21 protein-coding genes are annotated in these 21,244 nt (G+C 58.4%); 7 read left to right on the forward strand and 14 right to left on the reverse strand.

What is annotated here, in order from left to right; genetic code table 11:
* Positions 1-97: 97 nt before the first annotated feature.
* The 6 genes from KGA88_RS10530 to KGA88_RS10555 form a co-directional block, all read right to left on the reverse strand.
* Entirely contained in the window at positions 98-955 is an 858-nt protein-coding gene (locus KGA88_RS10530) for a hypothetical protein (protein WP_223590642.1), read from the reverse strand.
* 188 nt (positions 956-1,143) lie between these two features.
* Entirely contained in the window at positions 1,144-1,527 is a 384-nt protein-coding gene (locus KGA88_RS10535; RefSeq protein ID WP_077182781.1) for a nuclear transport factor 2 family protein, read from the reverse strand.
* A gap of 72 nt (positions 1,528-1,599) precedes the next feature.
* Positions 1,600-2,835 carry an MFS transporter gene (locus tag KGA88_RS10540; RefSeq protein WP_223590645.1) on the reverse strand — a complete coding sequence of 412 codons (1,236 nt, stop codon included), beginning with the start codon at positions 2,833-2,835 and terminating at the stop codon, positions 1,600-1,602.
* Between the two features lie 116 nt (positions 2,836-2,951).
* Positions 2,952-3,575, reverse strand: coding sequence for a malonic semialdehyde reductase (locus KGA88_RS10545; protein ID WP_223590648.1), 624 nt, complete (start codon positions 3,573-3,575; stop codon positions 2,952-2,954).
* Between the two features lie 23 nt (positions 3,576-3,598).
* A complete protein-coding gene (locus KGA88_RS10550) occupies positions 3,599-4,594 on the reverse strand; it encodes a 2,4,5-trihydroxytoluene oxygenase (RefSeq protein WP_223590651.1) in 996 nt (331 codons plus the stop codon).
* 190 nt (positions 4,595-4,784) lie between these two features.
* The gene (locus KGA88_RS10555) at positions 4,785-5,651 is read right to left on the reverse strand and encodes a fumarylacetoacetate hydrolase family protein (RefSeq protein ID WP_223590654.1); all 867 of its coding nucleotides are present in this window, start codon (positions 5,649-5,651) and stop codon (positions 4,785-4,787) included.
* Positions 5,652-5,722: 71 nt separating this feature from the next.
* On the opposite strand from KGA88_RS10555, the gene KGA88_RS10560 reads away from it, so the two are divergent.
* Entirely contained in the window at positions 5,723-6,508 is a 786-nt protein-coding gene (locus KGA88_RS10560) for a TetR/AcrR family transcriptional regulator (RefSeq protein WP_223590657.1), read from the forward strand.
* Here the strand turns inward: KGA88_RS10560 and KGA88_RS10565 are convergent.
* Positions 6,505-7,245 carry a GntR family transcriptional regulator gene (locus KGA88_RS10565; protein WP_223590664.1) on the reverse strand — a complete coding sequence of 247 codons (741 nt, stop codon included), beginning with the start codon at positions 7,243-7,245 and terminating at the stop codon, positions 6,505-6,507. The genes KGA88_RS10560 and KGA88_RS10565 overlap by 4 nt on opposite strands.
* Before the next feature lie 172 nt (positions 7,246-7,417).
* Here KGA88_RS10565 and KGA88_RS10570 point away from each other — a divergent pair, with 172 nt between their 5' ends.
* The 5 genes from KGA88_RS10570 (at position 7,418) to KGA88_RS10590 (ending at position 13,889) form a co-directional block, all read left to right on the forward strand.
* Positions 7,418-8,251 carry a fumarylacetoacetate hydrolase family protein gene (locus tag KGA88_RS10570; protein WP_223590667.1) on the forward strand — a complete coding sequence of 278 codons (834 nt, stop codon included), beginning with the start codon at positions 7,418-7,420 and terminating at the stop codon, positions 8,249-8,251.
* Between the two features lie 85 nt (positions 8,252-8,336).
* Positions 8,337-9,275, forward strand: a complete 939-nt coding sequence (locus KGA88_RS10575; RefSeq protein WP_223590683.1) for a VOC family protein — start codon at positions 8,337-8,339, stop codon at positions 9,273-9,275.
* 40 nt (positions 9,276-9,315) lie between these two features.
* Positions 9,316-11,082, forward strand: a complete 1,767-nt coding sequence (locus KGA88_RS10580) for an FAD-dependent monooxygenase (protein WP_223590686.1) — start codon at positions 9,316-9,318, stop codon at positions 11,080-11,082.
* A 135-nt stretch (positions 11,083-11,217) separates the two neighbouring features.
* The gene (locus KGA88_RS10585) at positions 11,218-12,576 is read left to right on the forward strand and encodes an outer membrane beta-barrel protein (protein WP_223590690.1); all 1,359 of its coding nucleotides are present in this window, start codon (positions 11,218-11,220) and stop codon (positions 12,574-12,576) included.
* 68 nt (positions 12,577-12,644) lie between these two features.
* Complete coding sequence (locus KGA88_RS10590; protein ID WP_223590693.1) at positions 12,645-13,889, forward strand: MFS transporter; 1,245 nt, start codon at positions 12,645-12,647, stop codon at positions 13,887-13,889.
* Positions 13,890-14,027: 138 nt separating this feature from the next.
* Here KGA88_RS10590 and KGA88_RS10595 read toward each other — a convergent pair whose 3' ends face one another.
* From KGA88_RS10595 to KGA88_RS10620, 6 genes are all read right to left on the reverse strand, one after another.
* Complete coding sequence (locus KGA88_RS10595) at positions 14,028-14,954, reverse strand: transporter (protein WP_223590696.1); 927 nt, start codon at positions 14,952-14,954, stop codon at positions 14,028-14,030.
* 22 nt (positions 14,955-14,976) lie between these two features.
* Complete coding sequence (locus KGA88_RS10600; RefSeq protein ID WP_223590723.1) at positions 14,977-16,398, reverse strand: OprD family outer membrane porin; 1,422 nt, start codon at positions 16,396-16,398, stop codon at positions 14,977-14,979.
* A 33-nt stretch (positions 16,399-16,431) separates the two neighbouring features.
* Entirely contained in the window at positions 16,432-17,379 is a 948-nt protein-coding gene (locus tag KGA88_RS10605) for a pirin family protein (RefSeq protein WP_223590726.1), read from the reverse strand.
* A gap of 165 nt (positions 17,380-17,544) precedes the next feature.
* Positions 17,545-18,171: an isochorismate family cysteine hydrolase YcaC gene (ycaC, locus tag KGA88_RS10610; RefSeq protein ID WP_077182767.1), complete on the reverse strand. Its 627-nt coding sequence runs from the start codon at positions 18,169-18,171 to the stop codon at positions 17,545-17,547.
* Positions 18,172-18,248: 77 nt separating this feature from the next.
* Positions 18,249-18,929 carry a hydrolase gene (locus KGA88_RS10615; RefSeq protein WP_223590729.1) on the reverse strand — a complete coding sequence of 227 codons (681 nt, stop codon included), beginning with the start codon at positions 18,927-18,929 and terminating at the stop codon, positions 18,249-18,251.
* A gap of 76 nt (positions 18,930-19,005) precedes the next feature.
* Positions 19,006-19,872 (reverse strand): pirin family protein, encoded by an 867-nt coding sequence (locus KGA88_RS10620; RefSeq protein ID WP_223590732.1) that lies wholly within the window; start codon positions 19,870-19,872, stop codon positions 19,006-19,008.
* 112 nt (positions 19,873-19,984) lie between these two features.
* On the opposite strand from KGA88_RS10620, the gene KGA88_RS10625 reads away from it, so the two are divergent.
* Positions 19,985-20,896 carry a LysR substrate-binding domain-containing protein gene (locus KGA88_RS10625; protein ID WP_223590735.1) on the forward strand — a complete coding sequence of 304 codons (912 nt, stop codon included), beginning with the start codon at positions 19,985-19,987 and terminating at the stop codon, positions 20,894-20,896.
* A 60-nt stretch (positions 20,897-20,956) separates the two neighbouring features.
* On the opposite strand, the gene KGA88_RS10630 is transcribed toward KGA88_RS10625, so the two are convergent.
* On the reverse strand, positions 20,957-21,244 hold a 288-nt coding region (locus KGA88_RS10630; RefSeq protein WP_223590738.1), incomplete at its 5' end, for a hypothetical protein.

The raw sequence follows: 21,244 nt of genomic DNA on the forward strand, positions 1-21,244 counted from the left end.
TAAATCCGCTTCCCCACCATGGGAGCAAAAAAGGAAGCGGTTGCTACCTGGTCAGCGAACGCGTTGAACAGGGTTCGCCAGCACTATGCTTATCGGTTCAGAAGTGCCATTCAAGATGCACTGTCGGCGCGTAGGTGTCGGTACCTGGTTTATGGATCGCTCCATATTTGTGTTTCCAGTACTCGTAACCCGGCCCGATCAGCAGTTTGTTCTTGCTGCAGAAGGTGATTTGCCCCACATCGACCATCAACGAAGCCCGAACGAGGCTTTCCTCGGCGGTGTCCTGTTTAAAGTAATCCTTGCCCTTTTGCGTCTTGTAGCTGGCGAAGCCCTGGAATTTAAGCGGCACGCTGCCCAGCTGAAATGGGAAACCCCACACCATGTGCAGTACGTAGTAAGGATCGAATTGAATGTTCTCGGTCTGGCAAGCGTTCAACCCACAATGGTTCCATTCCATGGCGTAAAGCAGGCTGACATCCAGGTAGCCGGGCACATCGAACTTGAGTGTCGGGCCCACCACCAGCATGCGCTTACGGGTCGCGAACTCAGTGTTCTTGTAGTTGAGTTCGACCCCACTGCTCAGCGCCACTTCCTTGACCGGTCCGAACGCCATTGATCGGTCAAAGACCTTGCTCAGAAACAGTTGATGGCGATAGACCAGATAGGCTTCTGTCGCGCCGGAGTGACTGTCCTTCTTCGGGTCATTACTGTCGGACTTCAGGATGTCCAAATTGAAGAAGTTGGAGCCTGTGTCATTGCCGCTGACATGGCCCAGTTGGTAAATTTCCTTCTGGACCTTGCCCCGCACGCTGGGTTCGGTGAAGTCGGTACCATAGCGAAACCCGACAAAGGTATCGCTCCATTCCCTGGCGTTTGCGCTGGTCGTGGCCAGGCTCATTGCGCCAGCAGCCAGTAGTGCCTTGAGATACGTTTTTTGTAGTTGTTGTACGTACATGGTCAAGATTCCAATGAGTTCGGCCGTGGATTGGCCGCATGAAAAGTGCTTCCAGGGTTATGGGTTTCAGGCATGAGCGTGCCCTGCCCGCTTAGCCATAACGCCCGGGATCAAACGATCGAATGCACTGTCAGTGACTGAAAACTGTGGGGCGCAGACGGTGAAACAGCTGCGCGTTCAAACCAACGTCAAGCTTTGGAATATCGAGTGGACTGCCAGGCCATCATTTGCCAGCCAGCGTCCCCTTCTCTCCAGACGCTGATATAGCGCGAGTTCAACAACATGGGCTCACCGCGAATGATCACATCCATGTCGATCAACCCGGTGATCACGGCGCAGGCCCCCACCCTACGAATGTGCTCTTGCCGGCTTTCGAAACTTCGATAAATCCAGATCCCTGCGCGCATCCCCTGGAGATACCCTTTCTTGCTATCGCTCTTGCCATCGGAGTGGCTGTAGGTGAGATCGTCGGTATAGATGCCTTCCAGAAAGTCCATGTCCAGGTCGATCATTGCCTGACGACGGCGCGCTTCAAGTGCTTCGATGTGTTGCTTTACCTGTGGCTCTAACATGCATAAAACTCCGTGCTTGGCAGTTGATCGCGCGTACGCACAAAAGCGGAACAACCGGATGAGGAAGCTCGACTACGAATGACTGGTTTCCAGTGGCGCACCCTGTGCTGGATTTGCCTGGGGGATTTGCGCATGAGGCATGAAGAACATGGTGATCGTGCCAAGGGCAAAGAAGCCTGCGCAGACCAGCAGCCCCAATGCCAGGCTGTAACTGGTGGCAATACCACTCAGCAGTAAGGGCGCAAATGCCGCCAGGCCGCGGCCGAAGTTGAAGCAGAAGCCGGCACCAATCGTGCGTACCCATGTGGGGTAAAGGGCGCTGAAGTAGGACGCGAACAGGCTGGCAAAGGCATAGAAGAAGGCATAGACCGGCCCCAGCCAGAACAGGATGGCGTTCTGTGTGGTCAGCGCATAAATCGACAGCATGACGGCACTGCCCAGCAGCGAAAGCAACGTAGCGTTTCTTTTGCCGATGTGGTCGGCAATGAAGCCGAACGCATTGATCCCGATGAAAGCGCCGATGTTCATGATCGCCATGAAGGTGGCCATCATGCCGATGTTCAGGCCCCGCTCCTGCACCAGGTAAGTCGGCAACCAGGTGCTCGCGCCCCAGAAGCCGATGACTGCGCAACTGGCTGCCAGGGTACCCAACAGGGTAAGCCGCAGCAGTTCAGGGGAAAAGATTTCGCTGACCGAGACGCGCCTATGCAGTTTGGGGTTGGCAAGGTTCCTGGCTTGCTGCTCTTGCCATTCCCGGGATTCAGGCACAAAGAAAAAGAGGTACGCCACAGGGATCAGCGTCGAGATACCCGCCACCATAAACAGCGTCTTCCAGTCCGGCAGGTAGCTTGCCGCGGCCATTGCCGCGATGGCGGCACCGATCGGGAAGGAACTCAGCACGAAGCCGGTCGCTCTTGCACGCTGATGCGCAGGCCAGGTCTCCGTCACATAGGCCGAGACAATTCCCCAGACACCCCCCAGCCCTAATCCGGAAAGGAAGCGAAGCAGCAGGAGCAACGCCCAACTGTGAGTCATTGCAACCAGAGTGGTCAGTACCCCAAACACGATCAGCGACAGGAGCAGTGCCTTGCGTCGACCAAAGTTATCCGAGTACCAGCCGGTGGTGATGCTGCTGAAACCGATACCCAGCAGTGTCGCCGAAGCGAGCATACCGGCCTCGTTAAAGCTCAGGCCGAGATCCTGACGGATCACCGGCAGCGCGATGGTCAGCAGGATGATTTCCATGGCATCGAACAGATACGCCAGGAAACCACCGACAAGCACATGCCATTTCGAAATGGATTTCATCGTGGTTTTCCTTGTTTTTGTTGTTGTTTTGCCAGTCCGATAGATCGGGCGCGATGAGCCGTCGCGCGCAATCAGTCAGGCTGGAGGATTTGCTTGTTTACAGGGTGGGTGGAGAGTTACAGCAGCGTGCAGGCCTCCTCGAAACCCAGGCGAGGGCTTCGCGAAAACAGCTTGGCGGGGTCGCCATAACCGAGGTTGCAGAGGAAGTTCGACTTGACCTGCATGCCCGGGAAGCTGGCTGCCTGACCGTTATCGGCGGCGAAGAATGCCCTGTCGACCTGGTCATGGTCGAAGCCGGACATCGGCCCGCAGTCCAGCCCCATGGCGCGCGCCGCGAGGATGAAGTAGCCGCCTTGCATCGAACTGTTGCGTAGCGCCGTGGACTCGATCAATTCCGGCTGGCCGGCGAACCATTCACGCACGCCGGGGTTGTGTGGAAACAGCTTGGGCAATTGCTCGTGGAAGCGTGTGTCATAACCGATGATGGCGGTCACCGGCGCACTCAACGTCTTTTCAACATTGCCGGCGCTCAGTGCCGGCAGCAAGCGTTGCCGGGACTCGGCGCTGCGCAAAAATACGATACGTGCCGGGCAACCGTTGGCGCTGGTCGGCCCCCAGCGCACCAGGTCGTAGAGTGCTTTGAGCGTGTCATCGCTCACGGGCTGATCGAGCCAGCCGTTCTGGCTTCGGGCCTGCCGAAACAGCAGGTCAAGTCCCTGTTCTGTCATTGCTTTGCTCATGGCATCTGTCCTGTCGGGATTGATCAACTGCGCCGCTGGCGGGACGCCGCAGGCCGGGGAGCGGTGTCCTGCGCTTGGCATTTACCGCCCAGGAAATACTCCACCGACATGGGCGGGCCCCACTGATAGAGACTGTCGTCGCAGGCTTGGGTGAAGCCCGATGGTGAGTCCTGATTGAACAAGTCGCCGTCGGTGAAATGCTCGATGAGGTTGCCGGACGGGTCACTCCAGTAATCGAAGATCTGGCTGCCCAACACATGCCGGCCAACCCCCCAAAATGGCGACCAGCCTTGCTGGGTCATCCAGGCATGTCCCAGGCACTGCGCGTCGAAGTCTTGAACCTCGTAGGACACGTGATGGACAAAGTCCTTTTCCGCCTGGAACAGTGCAATGGTGTGATGGTCGGTCCATGCACTCCCACGATTCAATCGCAGGAAGGCCGCTGCCGGGCAGTCCCGATTGGGTTCTTCAACCACCAGATCGGAGGGCAGCATGCCAAGCACCTGCTTGTACCAGTCCAGGTGCGCGACCATGTCTTGCACGCCGATTGCCGCATGGCCGAGACGCAACACTTGCGCGGCGCCTTTATTGGGCCGTTGCACATCGCCGAAGCGCTGTTTCTCTTGCGCCGAGTTGAGGGTCAACGCCGCGCGCAGGTTTAACGAACCCACCGGCTCAATGCCGTGGACCAACTCGATCCGGCGGCCGGACGGGTCGTGCAGCACGACGCATTGCCCACCTCCGGGGCCATCCAGTGTGTGGACGGCTGATGCACCCGGCAGCTGTGTGGCCTGGTGCAGGTCGTCGAGACTTTCAACGGCGAACGCAATGGCGCCAAAGCTGCTGTGTTCGGATTTCTCGGCGATGTACACATAGGGCAGCGAACAAGCGCCACGCAGGTAAAGCCGCTGTTCGGTCCGGTGCATGACGACCAGACCGAAATCAGTCAGGAAGCGTTCGATCACCGCGAGATCGGGATGACGGTAGACGACGTGGTTGATGTCTTTTATCTGCAACACGATAGTTCCTCCACGGCCGCTTCCAGAGTGCTGTCTCTAAAAACGGGCCGTCAGCAAAAATCAAGGCAGCCGGGTCCGTGAACTGCAAAGCAATTCGCAAGAAAGGTGGCCACCATGAATCGGAGAATCAGCGGTCGACCCAGTCGGGGCGGTTACTCCGCTATCTCGAAAGTAAGGCTGACGCTTGGCTTCAGGCCGGTGACTGTTCGTCGGCGATCAGATTGCTCAGCGTGCCGAGCCCTTCGATCTCTACGGTGCAAAGATCGCCAGGTTTCATGAACAGTGGCGGACGACGCGCCCAGCCGATTCCCGCAGGCGTACCGGTGACAATGACGTCACCGGGCTCCAGGGTGACCGCTTCACTGAGGATGGAAATCAGGTCGACGACGCTGAAGACCATGTCGGCGGTGTTGCCCTGCTGCACGATTGCCCCATTGAGGCGCGTCACCAGATTCAGGCCGCTTGCCCCTGGCGGCAGTTCGTCGGCACTGACGAAGGTCGGGCCAAACGCACCGGTGGCATCGAAGTTCTTGCCAATCGTCCATTGCGGCGATTTGAACTGGTAATCACGGATCGAGGCTTCGTTGAAGATCGCATAACCCGCAACATGTTCCAGAGCACGATCCTTGGCGATGTGTCGGCCACCGGTACCGATGACGACCGCCAGCTCACCTTCGAAATCCAGTTGCTCGGAGATACGGGGACGAATGATGGGTTCGCCATGGCCAATCAGGCTCGAGGCGAAGCGAGGAAAAAACGTTGGGTAGGAAGGCTGCTCGTACGGGCTTTCCTTGGTGTGATCGGCATAGTTCAGGCCGACACAGACTATCTTGCCCGGACGTTCGAGGGGTGGCAGGTAACGTATGTTCGAGGGATCAAGCAAACGCGCATCGCTCAAGCGCTCATGGGCGGCTTTCAATGCGCCCTCGCCTGCCGCGAGCAGATCATGGAGCGAGCCCGGGTAGCCGGCTTCGTTTTCGTTCAAGCCGCGCAGAATGCCCGCTTGCTCAATACCCAGGCCTTTGGAAGTGCCTTCTACGAATTGTACAAAACGCATGATCTGTACCTCTATTGTTCTTATGTATTTTCGTAATGGTACGGTACGTTACCGTACCCTTCTGACGAAAGGTGCACCCAAACGAAAGACTGGTCAAGAGTGCTGCCCCGCTTTTTTATAAATTTTTTTGGCTGACTCATGCGCACGATGGATGCCTGTGCGGCTGGAAGGCATACCTGGAGCGGCGTAGGCTATGGCGAACTTCGCAGCGTACTTTTCAGGAATACCCGAGCCACATGGAATCCCCTACCCCCAAACAGGCAGCAAAGCGTCAAGGCATTCTTAAAATAGCGACCGACATGTTCCTCACGGACGGCTACTCCGGGGTCAGTGTCGACGGGCTTATTGCGAAAACCGGCGGATCAAAGCGCACGATCTATAGCTACTTTGGCGGCAAGGAGGGATTGTTTTCGGCGATTATCGAGCAGCTCTGTGCGGAGAACGTCAGCCCCCTCACCCACATGGATCTCAAGCAACAGCCCTTGCAGGAAGCACTGTCGAGCATTGCGAAGATCTTCCTGGATGTTGTGCTATCGCCTCGCACCATCGCCCTGCACCGCCTGATTGTTGCCGAAGCGCTACGTGCTCCGGAGGCGGCGCAGTCGTTCTTTGACGCTGCACCGGCGACGGCTTACAACTGCCTGGCCGAGTACTTCAAATGGGCTGAAGAAGCCGGGCTGATCACGCCAGGCAACGCCCATACCCGCGCGAAGATTTTCCTCGATGCGCTGACAGGCGACCTGCAATTGCGTTGCCTGCTCGGGCTTGGCAAGTGCCCTTCGAAATCGGAAAGGGAGCACCTGATCACAGAGACCATCTCCATTTTCATCAAAGGGTTGTTGCCGCTGGAGCGCTAGGAGATCTTTCGGTTTTTCACTGCCGAACCCGCGCTGCCCTGAAGCAACTCATGGCTCAGGACCCGCTGAGTGGTTTCTTCATAGTGTGCAGAAAGAATCTCACAGGCCGCCTTGATGTCCTTGCTCAAAGCCGCGTCAAGCAGGCTCTTGTGCTCTCCCCTTACGTCGCGTGAATCACTGTCGGCGTAATGCATGGCGAGTAAACGATAACGCGCCGTCTGGTCGCGCAGCGTTGCGGCAAAACGCAACAGCCAGGATGAACCGCAGCTGGACAATAGCGCTTTGTGAAAGGCGTCGTGGGCGAGTTCCCACTCAGGTTTAAGCAGACGCTCCGCCCCCTCGATGACGGGCAAACGATCCAGGCGATGATGCGCGGCGATCACCCTGCTCTCCCACTCCACATCGCCCTGACTGATCGACAAGGCCAGCGCCCTGCACTCGATGTGCAGTCGCGTGTCCGTGATGTCACGGATCTCCTGAGCGGAAATGCGGCCGACACTGAAGCCTTTCTGGTCCTCGGCATCGACGAATCCCGTCGCCGCCAATCGCGATAGCGCCTCGCGCAACGGAATCACCCCGGCGTCATAGAAGTCCGCCAGCTCCTTGAGCCGCAATCGACTGCCGGGCATCAGCCGCCCGTTGATGATGTCCTGGCGAACACGCACCTCCAGCTGCGACGCCATGGTGCGCTTCTCGGGAGCCTCGCTTCTATCGGGCCATTGTTCGGGTTGGTTCATGGAAAAACATCATCCTGCGACGGTCGTGACCAAATCATACACAGGGCTACGATTAATAGAAAATAACCAGAAAATATATTTTATTGTTGACGGTATATTTTTATGGCGTTAGCTTTTTATCCATCAAGCCAACGCCATCTGGCGGCTCTGACCACAACAAGAGGTTCCCCGCATGCGATACGTATTTTTCAATCATCAAGGCCGCGCCGTACTTGGCGTTCGCACTGCCGATGGCGTCAAAGTGCTGGGTGAGGAGACGCTGGAGTCACTGCTCGAACGTGGCGTGGATCTGGTCACCTATGGTGCGAACGCCCAAGGCCCGAGTGTCGAAATCGGTGAACAGGACTACCTGCCGTTGATGCGCAAACCGGGGAAAATCATCTGTGTCGGCCTGAACTACGCCGATCACACCAAGGAGTCGCCCTACGCTCAGCCGGACTACCCGACACTGTTCCCGCGCTTCAACAGCAGCCTGACGGCCCACAACAAACCGCTGGTCCGTCCAAAAGTATCCGACACCCTGGACTACGAAGGCGAAATGGCCGTGATCCTGAAAAGCGGTGGTCGCCACATTCCAAAAGACCAGGCGCTTGAGCACGTCGCTGGCTATGCCCTGTTCAATGAAGGTTCTGTACGCGACTACCAGTTCAAGTCGCCGCAATGGACCGTGGGGAAAAATTTCGACGACACCGGCGCGTTCGGGCCGGATCTGGTCACTGCCGATGAATTGCCCGCCGGTGGCAAGGGCTTGCTGCTGGAAACCCGAGTCAACGGAAAAATCGTCCAGTCCGCCAACACTCAAGACATGCTCTTCGATGTCGCGACGGTCATCTCCACCCTCAGTGAAGCGGTCACACTGCAAGCCGGCGACGTGATTGTCAGCGGCACCCCGGCCGGTGTCGGTTTCGGCATGAACCCCAAGGTCTACCTCAAACCCGGTGACGTGGTCGAGGTGTCGATCGAAGGTATCGGCAAGCTGGTCAATCCGGTGATCGACGAAGCGTAGTGGTTAAAACAGCCCATGCCGCCCCGCATGGCTCGACAACAAGAAAGCGGCCCGATGCAGGCCGCGACAGTTGGAGGAATACGTAATGACCTTGTCAGACAAGGCATTGGACGGTTCGCCCCGCCCGTTGGGGGTCCACTCGCTGGACCACTACGCTCTGGATGTGCCCTGCCTGGAAACCGCCCGGGATTTCTACACCTGCTTTGGCCTGGATGTCCGCGAGGAAGCCGGTGCGCTGGTGTTGCGGACTTTCGGTGATCCACACCCATGGGCTTACCTGCACAAAGGCCCCGGCAAAAAGCTGCGGCACATCGCCTTCGGCGCCTATGCCGCAGACCTTGGGGCCTTGCAGGAACAAGTGACGCGCGAAGGTTGCGAGGTATCGCCGCTCGCCGACGAAGGATTCCGTTTCGTCGCCCCGGATGGCACCCGGGTCGAGGTGCTGCGTGCTGCCAAGGTCACGCCCGATTGCAAACCTGCGGTCAGTTTTGAAAGTGCCGGCGGTGGCGAGCGCGGTTCACCCTATCGCCGTCATGCGCCACAAGTCCGGCCACGACGTTTGTCGCACATCATGCTGTTCACCCCGGACGTGGCGCGAACCGTCGGGTTCTACGAACGGGCATTGGGTATTCGCCTGTCGGACCGCTCGGAACACATCGTCGCCTTTATGCACACGGTACACGGCGCCGACCATCACACCGTTGCCTTCGTGCAGTCACACGCTCCCGGCTTCCACCACTGCAGCTGGGACGTCGCCTCCGTCAACGAGGTGGGCCTGGGTGCCATGCGTATGGCCGATCAGGGCTGGAAGCAAGGATGGGGCTTCGGCAGACACGTGCTGGGGTCCAACTATTTCTACTACGTCCGTGACCCGTGGGGCAGCTACAGCGAGTACTCCTGCGACATCGACTTTGTCCCGGCGGGTATCGACTGGCAAGCCGGCAACCATCCGCCCGAGGATTCGCTGTACCTCTGGGGGCCGGATGTGCCCGACGAGTTCGTCGTCAACTACGAAGCTCAATGAACCGGTGCGTTACACAAGAAAAAGATTGCGGAGCAAAGACATGAACCAGCAAAAATCTACCGAAACCCTTGAAGTACCCGTATTGATCGTGGGCGGCGGGCCTGCCGGTCTCGCCGCCTCGCTGCTGCTGTCGCGCTATGGCATCAAAAGCCTGCTGATCAACAAATATCGCTGGACCGCCAACAGCCCGCGGGCGCATATCACCAACCAGCGCACCGTCGAGGTTTACCGCGATGCGGGGGTTGAAGCCGCGGTCGTCGCCGCCGCCACGCCGCATGAGTTGATGGCCAACAATGTCTGGGCCACCAGTTTTGCCGGCCAGGAATTGGGCCGCCTGTTGACCTGGGGCAATGCTATCGAGCGCAAGTCCGACTATGAGACGGCGAGCCCCTCGGCGATGTGCAACATCCCCCAGCACGTGCTTGAGCCGATCATTGCCAACGAAGCGTTGCGCGCGGGTAGCGAGATGCGCTTCAACAGCGAACTGCTCGATTTCACCCAGGATGCAGACGGCGTCACCGCGCGCATCCTCGATCGCACCGTGGGCCACGAATATCAGGTTCGCGCCCAGTACATGATCGGCGCGGACGGTGCGCGCAGTCGTGTGATGGAACTGCTTGGAATCCCCCTGGAAGGTGAAATGGGCCTCGGTTGCGCGGTCAATGTCTGGCTGCGCGCCGACCTGCGCCGCTACTGTGAGAGCCGCCCCGGCGTGCTGTACTGGATGGTCCAGCCGGGCAACGACTACTGGGTGGGCAGCGGCACGTTCATCTGCGTAAAACCCTGGACCGAATGGGTAATGCTCTACATGTACGACCCCGCCCAGGGCGAGCCGGACCTGAGTGAAGCGGCCATCATCGAGCGCGCTCGACGGGTGATCGGCGACGCTGAAATCCCGGTCGAAATCCTTTCCACCAGCAAGTGGCAGATCAACCATGTTGTCGCCAACCGGTACTCCCAGGGGCGGGTGTTCTGCGCCGGCGATGCCGTGCACCGCCATCCACCGGCCAACGGCCTGGGCACCAACACCTCGGTGCAGGACGTGTACAACCTGGCCTGGAAGCTCGCCATGGTGATCAACGGTCAGGCCGGGCCCGGCCTGCTGGACAGCTACAACACTGAGCGCCAGCCGGTCGGTCGGCAGGTCGTTGACCGAGCGATGGGCAGCGTGCGCAACATGCTGCCGATTGCCAACGCCCTCGGTTTCAAGCCGGGACAGAGCGAAGAAGAAGGCTGGGCCAGCCTGGGTGAGCTGTATGCCGAAAGCGAAGTCGGTCGCGAGCGCCGCGCCGAGCTGAACCAGGCCATTGCCTTGCAAAACTACCAGTTCAATTGCCATGGCGTGGAACTGGGCCAGCGCTATCGCAGCTCGGCGGTCATCGATGATGGCAGCGAACAACCGGCCTATACACGAGATCGCGAATTGTATTACCACGCCACCACCTGGCCCGGCGCGCGCTTGCCCCACGCCTGGCTGCACGATGCGCAGGGCCGGCGGGTGTCGACGCTGGATATCTGCGGCAAGGGCCGCCTGACCCTGCTCACCGGTCATGGCGGCGGGGTCTGGAGCCAGGCCGCCGAGGCCGCGGCCCGCGAGCTGGGCATCGAGTTGCAAGTCAGGCGTATCGGGATCGGCCTGGACTTCGCCGACAGCTATGGCGACTGGGCGCGCTTACGCGAGATTGAAGAAGACGGCTGTCTGTTGGTGCGCCCCGACAATCACATCGGCTGGCGTGCACAGAGCGCCAGGCATGCCAATGGGACGGTCCTGCTCGACGTACTGAAGAGCCTGCTCGACCGCCGCTAGTCCTTTACACCCTCTGAACGCATGAACCTTCGCGCGGGCCGGCAACGGCCCGCCACGGGCATCGTTCGCCCGTGAAACAAGCATGCGCGACGGCTTTCGCGTCACCCGCAATAACAACAATAAAAGAGGCTGGTCATGTTGAACATCGACAAAAAAATGCTCGGTGCGGGTTTGCTCGCCCTCGCATCACTGCATGTACAGGCGCAAGAACAGGAAAAGGGTAAAGGCTCGCTGGTACGCAGCCTTTTCGGCCCAAGCCTGGAGCAGGATTATGGAATCAAGGTCTCAGGGCTGCTCGACATCGGCTACGTGCGCAACAACCGTTCTACCAGCGATGAGCGCGACGACGGCCTGAGCAACCTGCCGTTGACCGGCTACTCGGACGAGGGCCTGGAGCTGGCCTCGGTGCACTTGTTTATCGACAAGCCACTGGTTGCCAACGTTATCCCACGCGTCACTCCCCTGCCGGGGCCAAGCCCCCAGGAGTTCTCCTTCGGTTTCAGCATGGAAACCCTCTACGGGCGCAACGGACAATTCGCCCGCACGTTCGGCTGGGATATGCACTGGGATGCCAATTCGCCCGGCGACGACAACCCCGACTCGGCCAAACGCCACAAGCAAAAGTTTGTCGCCACCCCCAACCTGTTTGCATCGATGTACATGCCCTACGGTCCCGGCATCAGTCTGATAGCCGGCATCTTCGGCCCAGCCATCGGCTACGAGATTCCCCCGAACATTCGTGAGGCACGCAACCCGTTCGCCAGCAAGACCTACGCCTTCGTCACGGAGCCCAGCACCGTGTCCGGCGTCCTCGCCAGTACCCGTCTTTTCAGTGGCGATAGCGGTCTGCTCGGGGCAGAGCTGGGCGTTGTACAAGGCTGGAACAACCTGCGCGACAACAATCACGGCAAGTCGCTGATGGGCGCCCTGCGTTGGCGCACCGCTGATATGGGCACTTGGGTCGACTACGAGTTCATGGTTGGCGACGAGGAGAACCACAACGTCGATGACGTACAGGCGCCCACCGCGCGGCTGATTTCACCCCACGGTCAGCTTCGCCAACAGCACTCGCTCAATGGTTGGCATGCCTTCGACAAGCAATGGTCGATGGGCGCCGAGTTGGTCTACGGCCGACAGTCCGGCGACGGCAAGGCCGATACCGTGGACATCGTCACCGGACCGGGCTTCGACGGTGCTTCCTGGTGGGGCGTCAACAGCGTGCTGACCTACCAGTCGCGCCCTGATTTGGCGTTCTCGTTGCGCGGTGAGCACTTCCGCGACCATGACGGTTTTGTGCTGTTCCCCACCAGCACTGCGCGCGGCGACTTCAATGCCTTGACCGTCGGCCTGCGCTGGGACGTCAGCAAAAACCTCAGCCTGCGCCCCGAGTTGCGCTACGACTGGTTCGAGCCGCTTGATCACGATCGCATCTACGGCAACGGCCGCGACCGTACGCAGTTGACCGGGCTGGTCGAGGCACTGGTCTATTTCTAACCCTTCCATTGGGCGCCGGCGGCTGTCGGCGTCATGTCCACCCATGCCCGCAAGGGCGGAGAACTGCCATGAATAACAAGAAATGGGACTCAGCTTACGAATGGAAGGCCGTCGCGCTGCTCGCGCTGGGTTTCGGTCTGGTCGGCCTGGATCGCTTCATCATACTGCCGCTGTTCCCGGTGATGATGCGTGACCTCAACCTCAATTATCAGGACCTCGGCAACATCTCGGCGGTGCTGGCGCTCGCCTGGGGGATTTCCTCGATGTTCATGGGGCGGCTCTCCGACCGGATCGGTCGGCGCAAGGTGATCATCCCTTCAGTGATCATGTTCTCGTTGTTGGCCGGTTTGTCCGGGCTGGCCACCGGAGTCGGTGCGCTGCTGCTGATCCGCGCGGTCATGGGCGTGGCCGAGGGTGCCTTCACGCCGACCTCCATCGCCGCCACCGCCGAGGCGTCGCATCCTCGTCGGCTGGGCATGAACATCGGCATCCAGCAGGCCTTTTTCCCCCTGTTGGGTCTCGGCCTGGCACCGATCGTCGCCACCCAACTGTTGCTGATCGTGCCGTCCTGGCGCTGGGTATTTGTGCTGGTGTCGGTGCCCGGATTTCTGGTCGCCTGGTTGCTGTACCGCGTACTGCGCGAACCTCGCGAGACTGCACAGACCGTGCAACCTGAACATGTGCCTGAAACGCGTTGGACGACGGTGCTGCGCCAACGCAACGTCCTACTCAACATCGCCTGCATGTTCTGCATGCTGACCTGCCTGTTCGTCAGCTCGGTCATGCTGCCGAACTACCTGACGGACTACCTGCATATGGGCATGCAGCAGATGGGGTTCGTCATGTCGGCCATCGGTTTCGGCGGTTTCTTCGGCATGGTGTTGATGCCTGCCCTCTCCGACCGCTTGGGGCGAAAACCTGTCGCGCTGCTGTCTTGCCTGGCCACCGGCCTGGCACTTTGGCTGATGATCCAGACGGGGGTCGAACCCGTGAAACTGTTCCTGCTGCTGTTCGCGACCACCTTCTTCAACTTCAGCATGATCTGCATGACCGTCGGCCCGCTCACCAGCGAGTCAGTACCGCCGGCGCTGGTCTCCACGGCCACAGGCCTGGTCGTTGGCATTGGGGAGGTATTCGGGGGCGGCGTTGCACCGGCGCTGGCGGGCTACATTGCCCAGCACCACGGGATTGAAAACACCCTCTATCTGGCCCTGAGCGGCGCGGTGCTGGGCCTGGTCGTTGCGTTGTTCCTGCGCGAAACGGCGCCGCACCGCGTCATGGCGAAAACCAAAGTCAACGTGGAAGCGGCATAACCGTCTTTTCGCGAGCCGTGCACAGCAAGTGCATGCCATCGCCCGGCGCCACGAACACCGGGCGATGTTTTTATCTCAAACCCTCATGGCAACAACGGCAGCGGCCACAAGCGGCTGCCTCCTCTCATTGCACAAGCATTAAAAGGCATGAAGATAGCGAAGCGTTAACTGGGTCCCTTCAGAGTGGTTTTCAGCACCGCTTTCAAAATACAGGTTGGCAAACAGTGTCTGTTTTCCTTGCCGATACATCACCCCCGGCCCAATGCCCACGACTTGCTCCCGAGAGTCTTTCTGCCGATGTCCGTCGATCCGGTCATCGCTGATCTGCTTGAGTTGGTAGCCGGCCACCCCTACCCGCCAGGTATCGGATACCGCATAAGAAACCGCCAGATTGCTGTGGATCGCCTCACCCGGCTGGATGCTGTCGGCCTTCAACGCGGACGCCGGATCGTTGTTGCGACTTGACCATGCATAGTGGAAACGACCGCTGACTTCCAGGCGGTCAGTCAGCTCCCAGGTGAACACGTAGTGGGGGTTGAAGACCCAGACATTGCTGCCGGTGTTGATGTCCGAGTCGGCGCTATAGGAACCCGTCGGCAACGAAAAAACAAAATTCAGCCGCTGCCAGTAAGGCCTGCCGAGCACCGAACGCGGTGCCCACTGCAACACCAGCGGGCTGATAACCATGTCGCCTTGCCGTGTACGACTGCCGTCAGGCCCGTGGTCGATATCCATGTCCAGATACACGAATGGCAGTAGCACTTCCGCACCATAGTTAGCCCCCAGAACGGTGTTGGAACTGATGTAGGCAAAATGCGGAAGCACGGTCGTGCTGCGGACTTTTTGCGATCCCGGTATGGAGTGGCCTTGAGCATCATTCGCCGAGTTGCTGCGATAGATTTGCGTGGGCAATTCGAAGAGCATCCCCGGGCCGGACACACCGTCCATGAAGCTCGCATTGCCTAATGCTAAAGGCGGTAAACTGACGCTATCGGCCTCGCTCGGTGAACAAACAAAAAACGAGCTGATGCCGATTGCCTTGATTAAGCCAACCTGTTGTCGCATGTCATGCCTTCTACGCTACTTGCTAAAAAATACTGAACGGGTAGTCCACGATCACGCGGTACTCATCGGCGTTCGAATTGCCCCGGGTGTTACCTGGCGCCGTATAGCCATCCCCCGTGCGATGCGCGGCCCAACGCAGGGTCACGTTCAACCCCTTGGCCTTGCCGTCGGGCACCGCATAACGCAGGGCCACATCCCGTTCCCAATGGTGTGCATCTTTTCCGGAAGCGTTGTAGATGTAGCCGTACCCTTGACTGGCAGGATCCACCCGGGTCAGGTCGGCTTCGCCGCGTGTATAGGACGTGCTTAGCTGCACGTTTGGAGCATCCACGAACGCCAGGCTGGTCTGGTATTGAAGCTTCCAGGACTTCTCTCCCGGGGCGTTGAAGTCGGCGTACTGCTGAGAGTTGCTCAGGTAGAGAAACGACCGGTCATCCTGTGCGACGTAGTCGAAGGGCGTGTTGCCGTCGACTTTTTGCAGGCCCAGCGTCAGGCTCTGGCCAGCGCCAGAGAGCGTCAGACCACCACTATAGGTGTCGTTGTCGATCCGTCCGAGCTGACTCTGACCCTGATCCCGGGTTTTGAAATAGTGCAGATACGGCGTTAACGTCAACGCCTGGGTGAGCTTCAGCGGCCAACTTGCTCCCACGTAGTACTGGTTCCAGATATCGCTCAATTGTCCGCCGTAGACCGTCAGGGTGATAGCGCCTGGCACACTGTAAATACCGCCCAGCCACTCCATATTGGGGCTTTCACGATCGGCAGGCACACCCGCCTTGTTACTGGCACCATAGCTGGTGACCAAATAGCTTTGACCACTCTGATTACGCAAACGTGTGGAATCGACCCAGCCAGCATCGAGGGTCAGGTTCGGTAGGCTGTAGTTTTTTAACGCCACGCCGCGAAAGGTCTGGGGAAACACCCGACTGACCCCGCCAGCAATCACCGGGTTCTCCAGGTATTGATCGCCGGCCTGAACGAGGCTGTCAAAGCCTCTGAACTTCAATGCGGCTCCCGCTGCGGAGAATTCCGACTCCGGTTCTTTTTTTGAGTTCAGTGGGAGTAGTCCGGCACCGCCGCTGCCCCCTCCGCCATCCAGCTTTAGCCCATAAAACCCATGGATATCAATACCGACGCCGATCGGAGAATCGGTATACCCGGAACGAAAAGACAGATAGGCACCTTGTACCCACTCACGTTGGTCGAGCCCTGCAGGAGTGTCATGGTTATCACGACTGAAGTAGTAGTTACGTAACAATCCATTGAGCGACAAACCACTGATAAAACCGTCTGGCACTGCCATTTCGGCCTTTTGTCGATCATTGATTCCGCTGCTGAGATTATCCCGTTGGCCCAGCGAGTTGTCCGCGAGGGTGTTCCCCGTAGCCAGCGACACCCCAAGCGAAATAGAGACCCACTGCAGTCGTTTCAACGTATTGGCCATCACCGGGACTCCCGCTCATTGTTGACCTGAGCGTCACACGCCTTGCCACGGCAACCTCGGGGCGACCAGACGCTCTCCGTCAAAACCCTCAACGTCACCGAAACGCTCCAGGTCCCGGCTGTTCCAGGCCTCAAGGGCCTCGGCGATGTCCTCCTTGCTGTGGCCGACGAAGTTCCACCACAGCTGTATTTCCTCGGCAAATGGTTCCCCCCCCAGCAGCAAGGCGCGTGAGCCCTGGGTGGATGACAACTCAATGTCGCTGAGGCCGCGTCCCAGATAGGCCAGTTCATTACGGGCAAACGTCTGGCCGTTGATGGTGAACGTACCTTCCAGCGGCAGGATGCCGTATTCGAATTGCGGTTCCACGGCCAATCGAAGCGAGGCTGCCCCCTGACTCGCCAAGTCCACGCCCACCAACGGTGAAAAAATTCGGCAGGGGGCGGTGCGGCCGCCGAACCTCCCGGCCAGCAAGGTGATCCTTACCCCGCCTTCATCCCAGACTGGCAAGTCCGCATAGTGGTCGAATGCCGGCGCGCAGTTCTCGTCACCCTGCGGTAAGGCAATCCATAACTGCGCGGCGTGCAGATGGTGCTCGTCAGGCAGCGACTCTTCTGTGTGGGTGATACCCCGTCCGGCCGTCATCAGGTTGACCTGGCCCGGGCGAATGATCTGGACGTTGCCCAGACTGTCGCGGTGCAGCACCTTACCCTTGATCATCCAGGTGAAGGTCTGCAAGCCAACATGCGGATGGGGGCCGACGCGCAGGCCGGCTTTTTTTTCAAACACCGCAGGGCCGGCGTGATCGAGAAAACACCAGGCGCCGATCATTCGTCGTTGGCGCGAGGGCATCAATCGATTGACGATAATCCCGCCACCCACTTCGGCAGAGCGCGCAGTGATTCGTTTAATCGCTTTAACACCCTCTTCCATCGGACAATCCAAGGAAGAGGACAACCGACATTGGGGCTCTTGATTGCTCATCGTTATCTCTCTTGCCGCGAGGCTCCGTGTCTGATGATCCAGACAAAAAAAGCCTCAAGTAGACCGCACAAAACAAACCCTGATTGAAACAGGCCCCGACAGGTCAGGGCCTGTTCAACACACCGTTGAAAGGCCACTGATGCTGTCGTGGTCCCTGGCTCGAACTTACTTGTCGGAAGTCAGTTGGGTGTAGCTGGTGATCAGGTTGCGGTAGTCCGGAATGTGGTTGGAGAACAGCGTTCCCAGCCCTTCGATGTCATTGCGCCAGTCGCGGTGCAGCTCACAGGCCAGCCCGAACCAGGTCATCAACTGTGCGCCGGCCGTCGACATGCGGTTCCACGCCGAATCACGGGTCAGGGCATTGAAGGTACCGGACGCGTCGGTCACCACAAACACATCAAAGCCCGCCTCGATTGCCGACAGTGCCGGGAACGCCACGCAGACTTCGGTCACCACCCCGGCGATGATCAGTTGTTTCTTGCCGGTAGCCTTGATGGCTTTGACAAAGTCCTCGTTGTCCCAAGCGTTGATTTGCCCTGGGCGCGCAATGTAAGGAGCATCCGGGAACAGAGCCTTCAACTCCGGCACCAGTGGGCCGTTCGGGCCCGTTTCAAAGCTGGTCGTCAGAATGGTCGGCAGTTTGAAGTACTTGGCCAGATCGGCCAGCGCCAGCACGTTGTTCTTGAACTTGTCCGGATCGATGTCGCGTACCAACGACAACAGACCGGTCTGATGGTCGACCAGCAACACAGCCGCTTGATCTTTGTCGAGACGTTTGTAGGCAGTAGACATTTTCATTCTCCAGGTGAACAACGGAAGCCCCAATGGCCTCCACTGATGAGGGCGCACTCCCCTCATGTTGGAATCAGTTATTTGCGCTGGGAGTCCAATACTTCCTGATTACTCACTACAGCTTGAGCCTTCATGTAACTTTCGATCAGCAACTGATAGGCCGGGAAAATTTTGGTGTAAACCTCGGCCCATTGCTGTGCATCGTCACGGTTCCAGGATTTTTGCAGCTCAGACGCGACAGCACCGGTATCCATCGGGACTACACCCGCCTGTACCACTCGAGCGAGCGTAATTTCCTGGGCCATCTTGGTGTAGGTGCCGGAGGCATCCACCACAGCGAAGACCTGATATCCGTCATACACGGCGCTGATGGCAGGGAAAGCCATACAAACACTGGTGATGGTGCCGGCGATGATGAGCTGCTTCTTGCCCGTGGCTTTCACGGCACCGACGAAATCCGGGTTGTCCCACGCATTGATCTCACCCTTGCGCGCCACGTATTGGGCGTGTGGCGCATTTTCATGAATCTCGGGGATCAGCGGGCCGTTCGGGCCTTGTGGAACGGAGGCCGTGGTGATGACCGGAATATTGGCCAGCGTCGCCATCTTGGCCAACGCCGCAGCGCGCAGACGTAGCTCGGGCATCGGCATATCGCCCACTGTCTGGAACAGACCACTTTGGTGGTCGATCAGCAGCATGGCGACATTGGATGGGTCTATGACGGGTCTCTGGTTGTTGAAATTAGCCGGGGTACTCATAACGTTCTCCTTTGAGAAAAGACGGTTTGGCCGCCAACAGATTTCGCAATGTCAACCTATGACACTCCGAAAATGATCACGGGGTAATCTGTCCAAAGTGGCCGCTGTTGAAGTCCGTGATGGCCTGGACTATTTCTGCTTGGGTATTCATGACAAACGGACCCTGGCCAACGATGGGTTCATCGATGGGCTCTCCACAGAGCAGGACCAGTTTTGAGTCGCTACTGGCCTCCAGCAACAGCTTGACTCCATGAGGGTCAAGCAGCGCGACCTGTGCCTCCTGCAAAACTGCACTGTCATTCACCTCAACACCCCCACTGAGCACGACGATTGCACAGGTGAAGCCAGCTCTTAATTGCAGGGAAATGCTCTTGCCTGCGTTCAGACGTATGTCCCATACATCCATGGGGGTGAAGGTCAGTGCGGGACCTTTGCGCCCGGCGTACTCACCGGCAATCACGCGCACTAAACCGGCATCGTCAGGTAGGCTGACTTGCACGATGTCGCGGTTCAAAATCGTCTGATATCGAGGCGCAGACATCTTGTCTTTTGCGGGTAGATTCACCCACAACTGCACCATCTCCAATGTTCCACCAGCGCGACTGAATTCTGGTGAGTGGTACTCCTCATGAAGGATGCCCGACGCTGCTGACATCCACTGCACATCGCCTGGTCCTATCTTGCCGCCAGCGTCAGTGGAATCCCGATGCTCGAGTTCACCTTTATAGACAATGGTGACCGTCTCAAAACCCCGGTGCGGATGCTGACCGACCCCACGCCGGTGCGTTGAAGGCGGGAAATCCGCAGGTCCTGCGTAGTCGAACAACAGGAACGGGCTGATATGACGGCCCAGCGTGTCATAAGTGAAAAGCGAGCGGACCGGAAATCCATCCCCTACCCAATGCCGATTGGGGCTGCTGTATATGCCCAGAATTTTCTTCATGTTGCGTCGCCTGCCAAGGACCCGAGCGATTCACCTTAGTCGTGGAGGTTGGATGCCGGTAGTGGCTGGATTAGACTTCACAGTCTCAAATATGGAACGATAGGGGCCACGAGTGATTGATCTCAATGAACTCTTTTTGTACGCAAAAGTGGTTGAACATGCAGGCTTCGCTCCCGCAGGCCGCGCCCTCAACATGCCAAAATCCACCTTGAGTCGACGGGTCAGTCAACTAGAGATGCGGCTGGGTGTGCGCCTTATTCAGCGCTCTACAAGGCAATTCCAAGTGACCGATATCGGTCAGGCTTATTACCGCCATTGCGTGGCCATGATGGCGGAAGCTGAGTCGGCGGAAGATGTCATTGAACAGAGCCGGTCGGAACCCCGAGGCGTTATTCGCCTGTGCTGCACCACTCCACTACTGAACTTCTGGGTGGCCCCATTACTAGGCGAGTTCATGGAGCAATGCCCATCAGTGGAACTCTATGTGAAGAGTTTCAACCGTCGTGTTGACGTTATCAGCGAGGGATATGACATTTCCTTGAGCTTATGTTTTCCTCCATTGGAAAGTAGCGAATTGGTGATGAAAGTCCTGGCCAGAAGTCCACAGGTACTGGTTGCCAACCCTGTTTTTGTGCAACGCTACCCGCTGTTGATGGTACCGGCGGATTTGGTGGATCTTCCGAGTATTCATTGGGGAGCGCCTCAACCGCACTACCACTGGCACCTGAATGATCCCAACGGGGCCACCGCCCAAATCAGCCATGTTCCGCGCTTAGTCAGCGACGATATGGCGGTACTCAAAAGTGCAGTGAGTCGGGGGGTGGGCATCGCTAGCATGCCGCTAGCCGTGGTCAGGGAAGAAATCTCCGACGGTCGTTTGTTAACGCTTATCCCACAATGGAGGCCAGATGAAGGTGTAATCACCGCAGTCTTTCCCTCTCGACGAGGTCTACTGCCTTCCGTGCGCGCCCTAATCGACTTTCTTGCAAATTCATTTGAAAGGCAGGAGAGGCAGGGATCTTAGTGCCTCGCCAGTCGTTTGGGATTACGGTCACCTAGTCGGTCGCTTGCTGTTTTTCGCCATTCACACCTGATAAAAACTGCACACAAAGAACATCAGTCCCACGTTTAGCTTGTGCACCGCCTGTGCGGTTTTCGGTTGCGTCATTGCCGAAGTGCCGCAACAGCTCATACGACGTCCCTGTGCCAATCGACAGCTTCCGGAATGCGAAGAGCTACCTACCTTGTTGCCGCTGACCGAAAACTGACCCAGTAAAGGCTGTTCTGCCGACTGAAAACTGACCCAGGTGTTCAACTGCTTCTGCTCAATTTTTGAGCAGGAGAACACAGGGTGATCAGCATGGAAATGATG

This window comes from Pseudomonas sp. A-R-19 (genome assembly GCF_019956575.1).
Lineage (GTDB): Bacteria > Pseudomonadota > Gammaproteobacteria > Pseudomonadales > Pseudomonadaceae > Aquipseudomonas.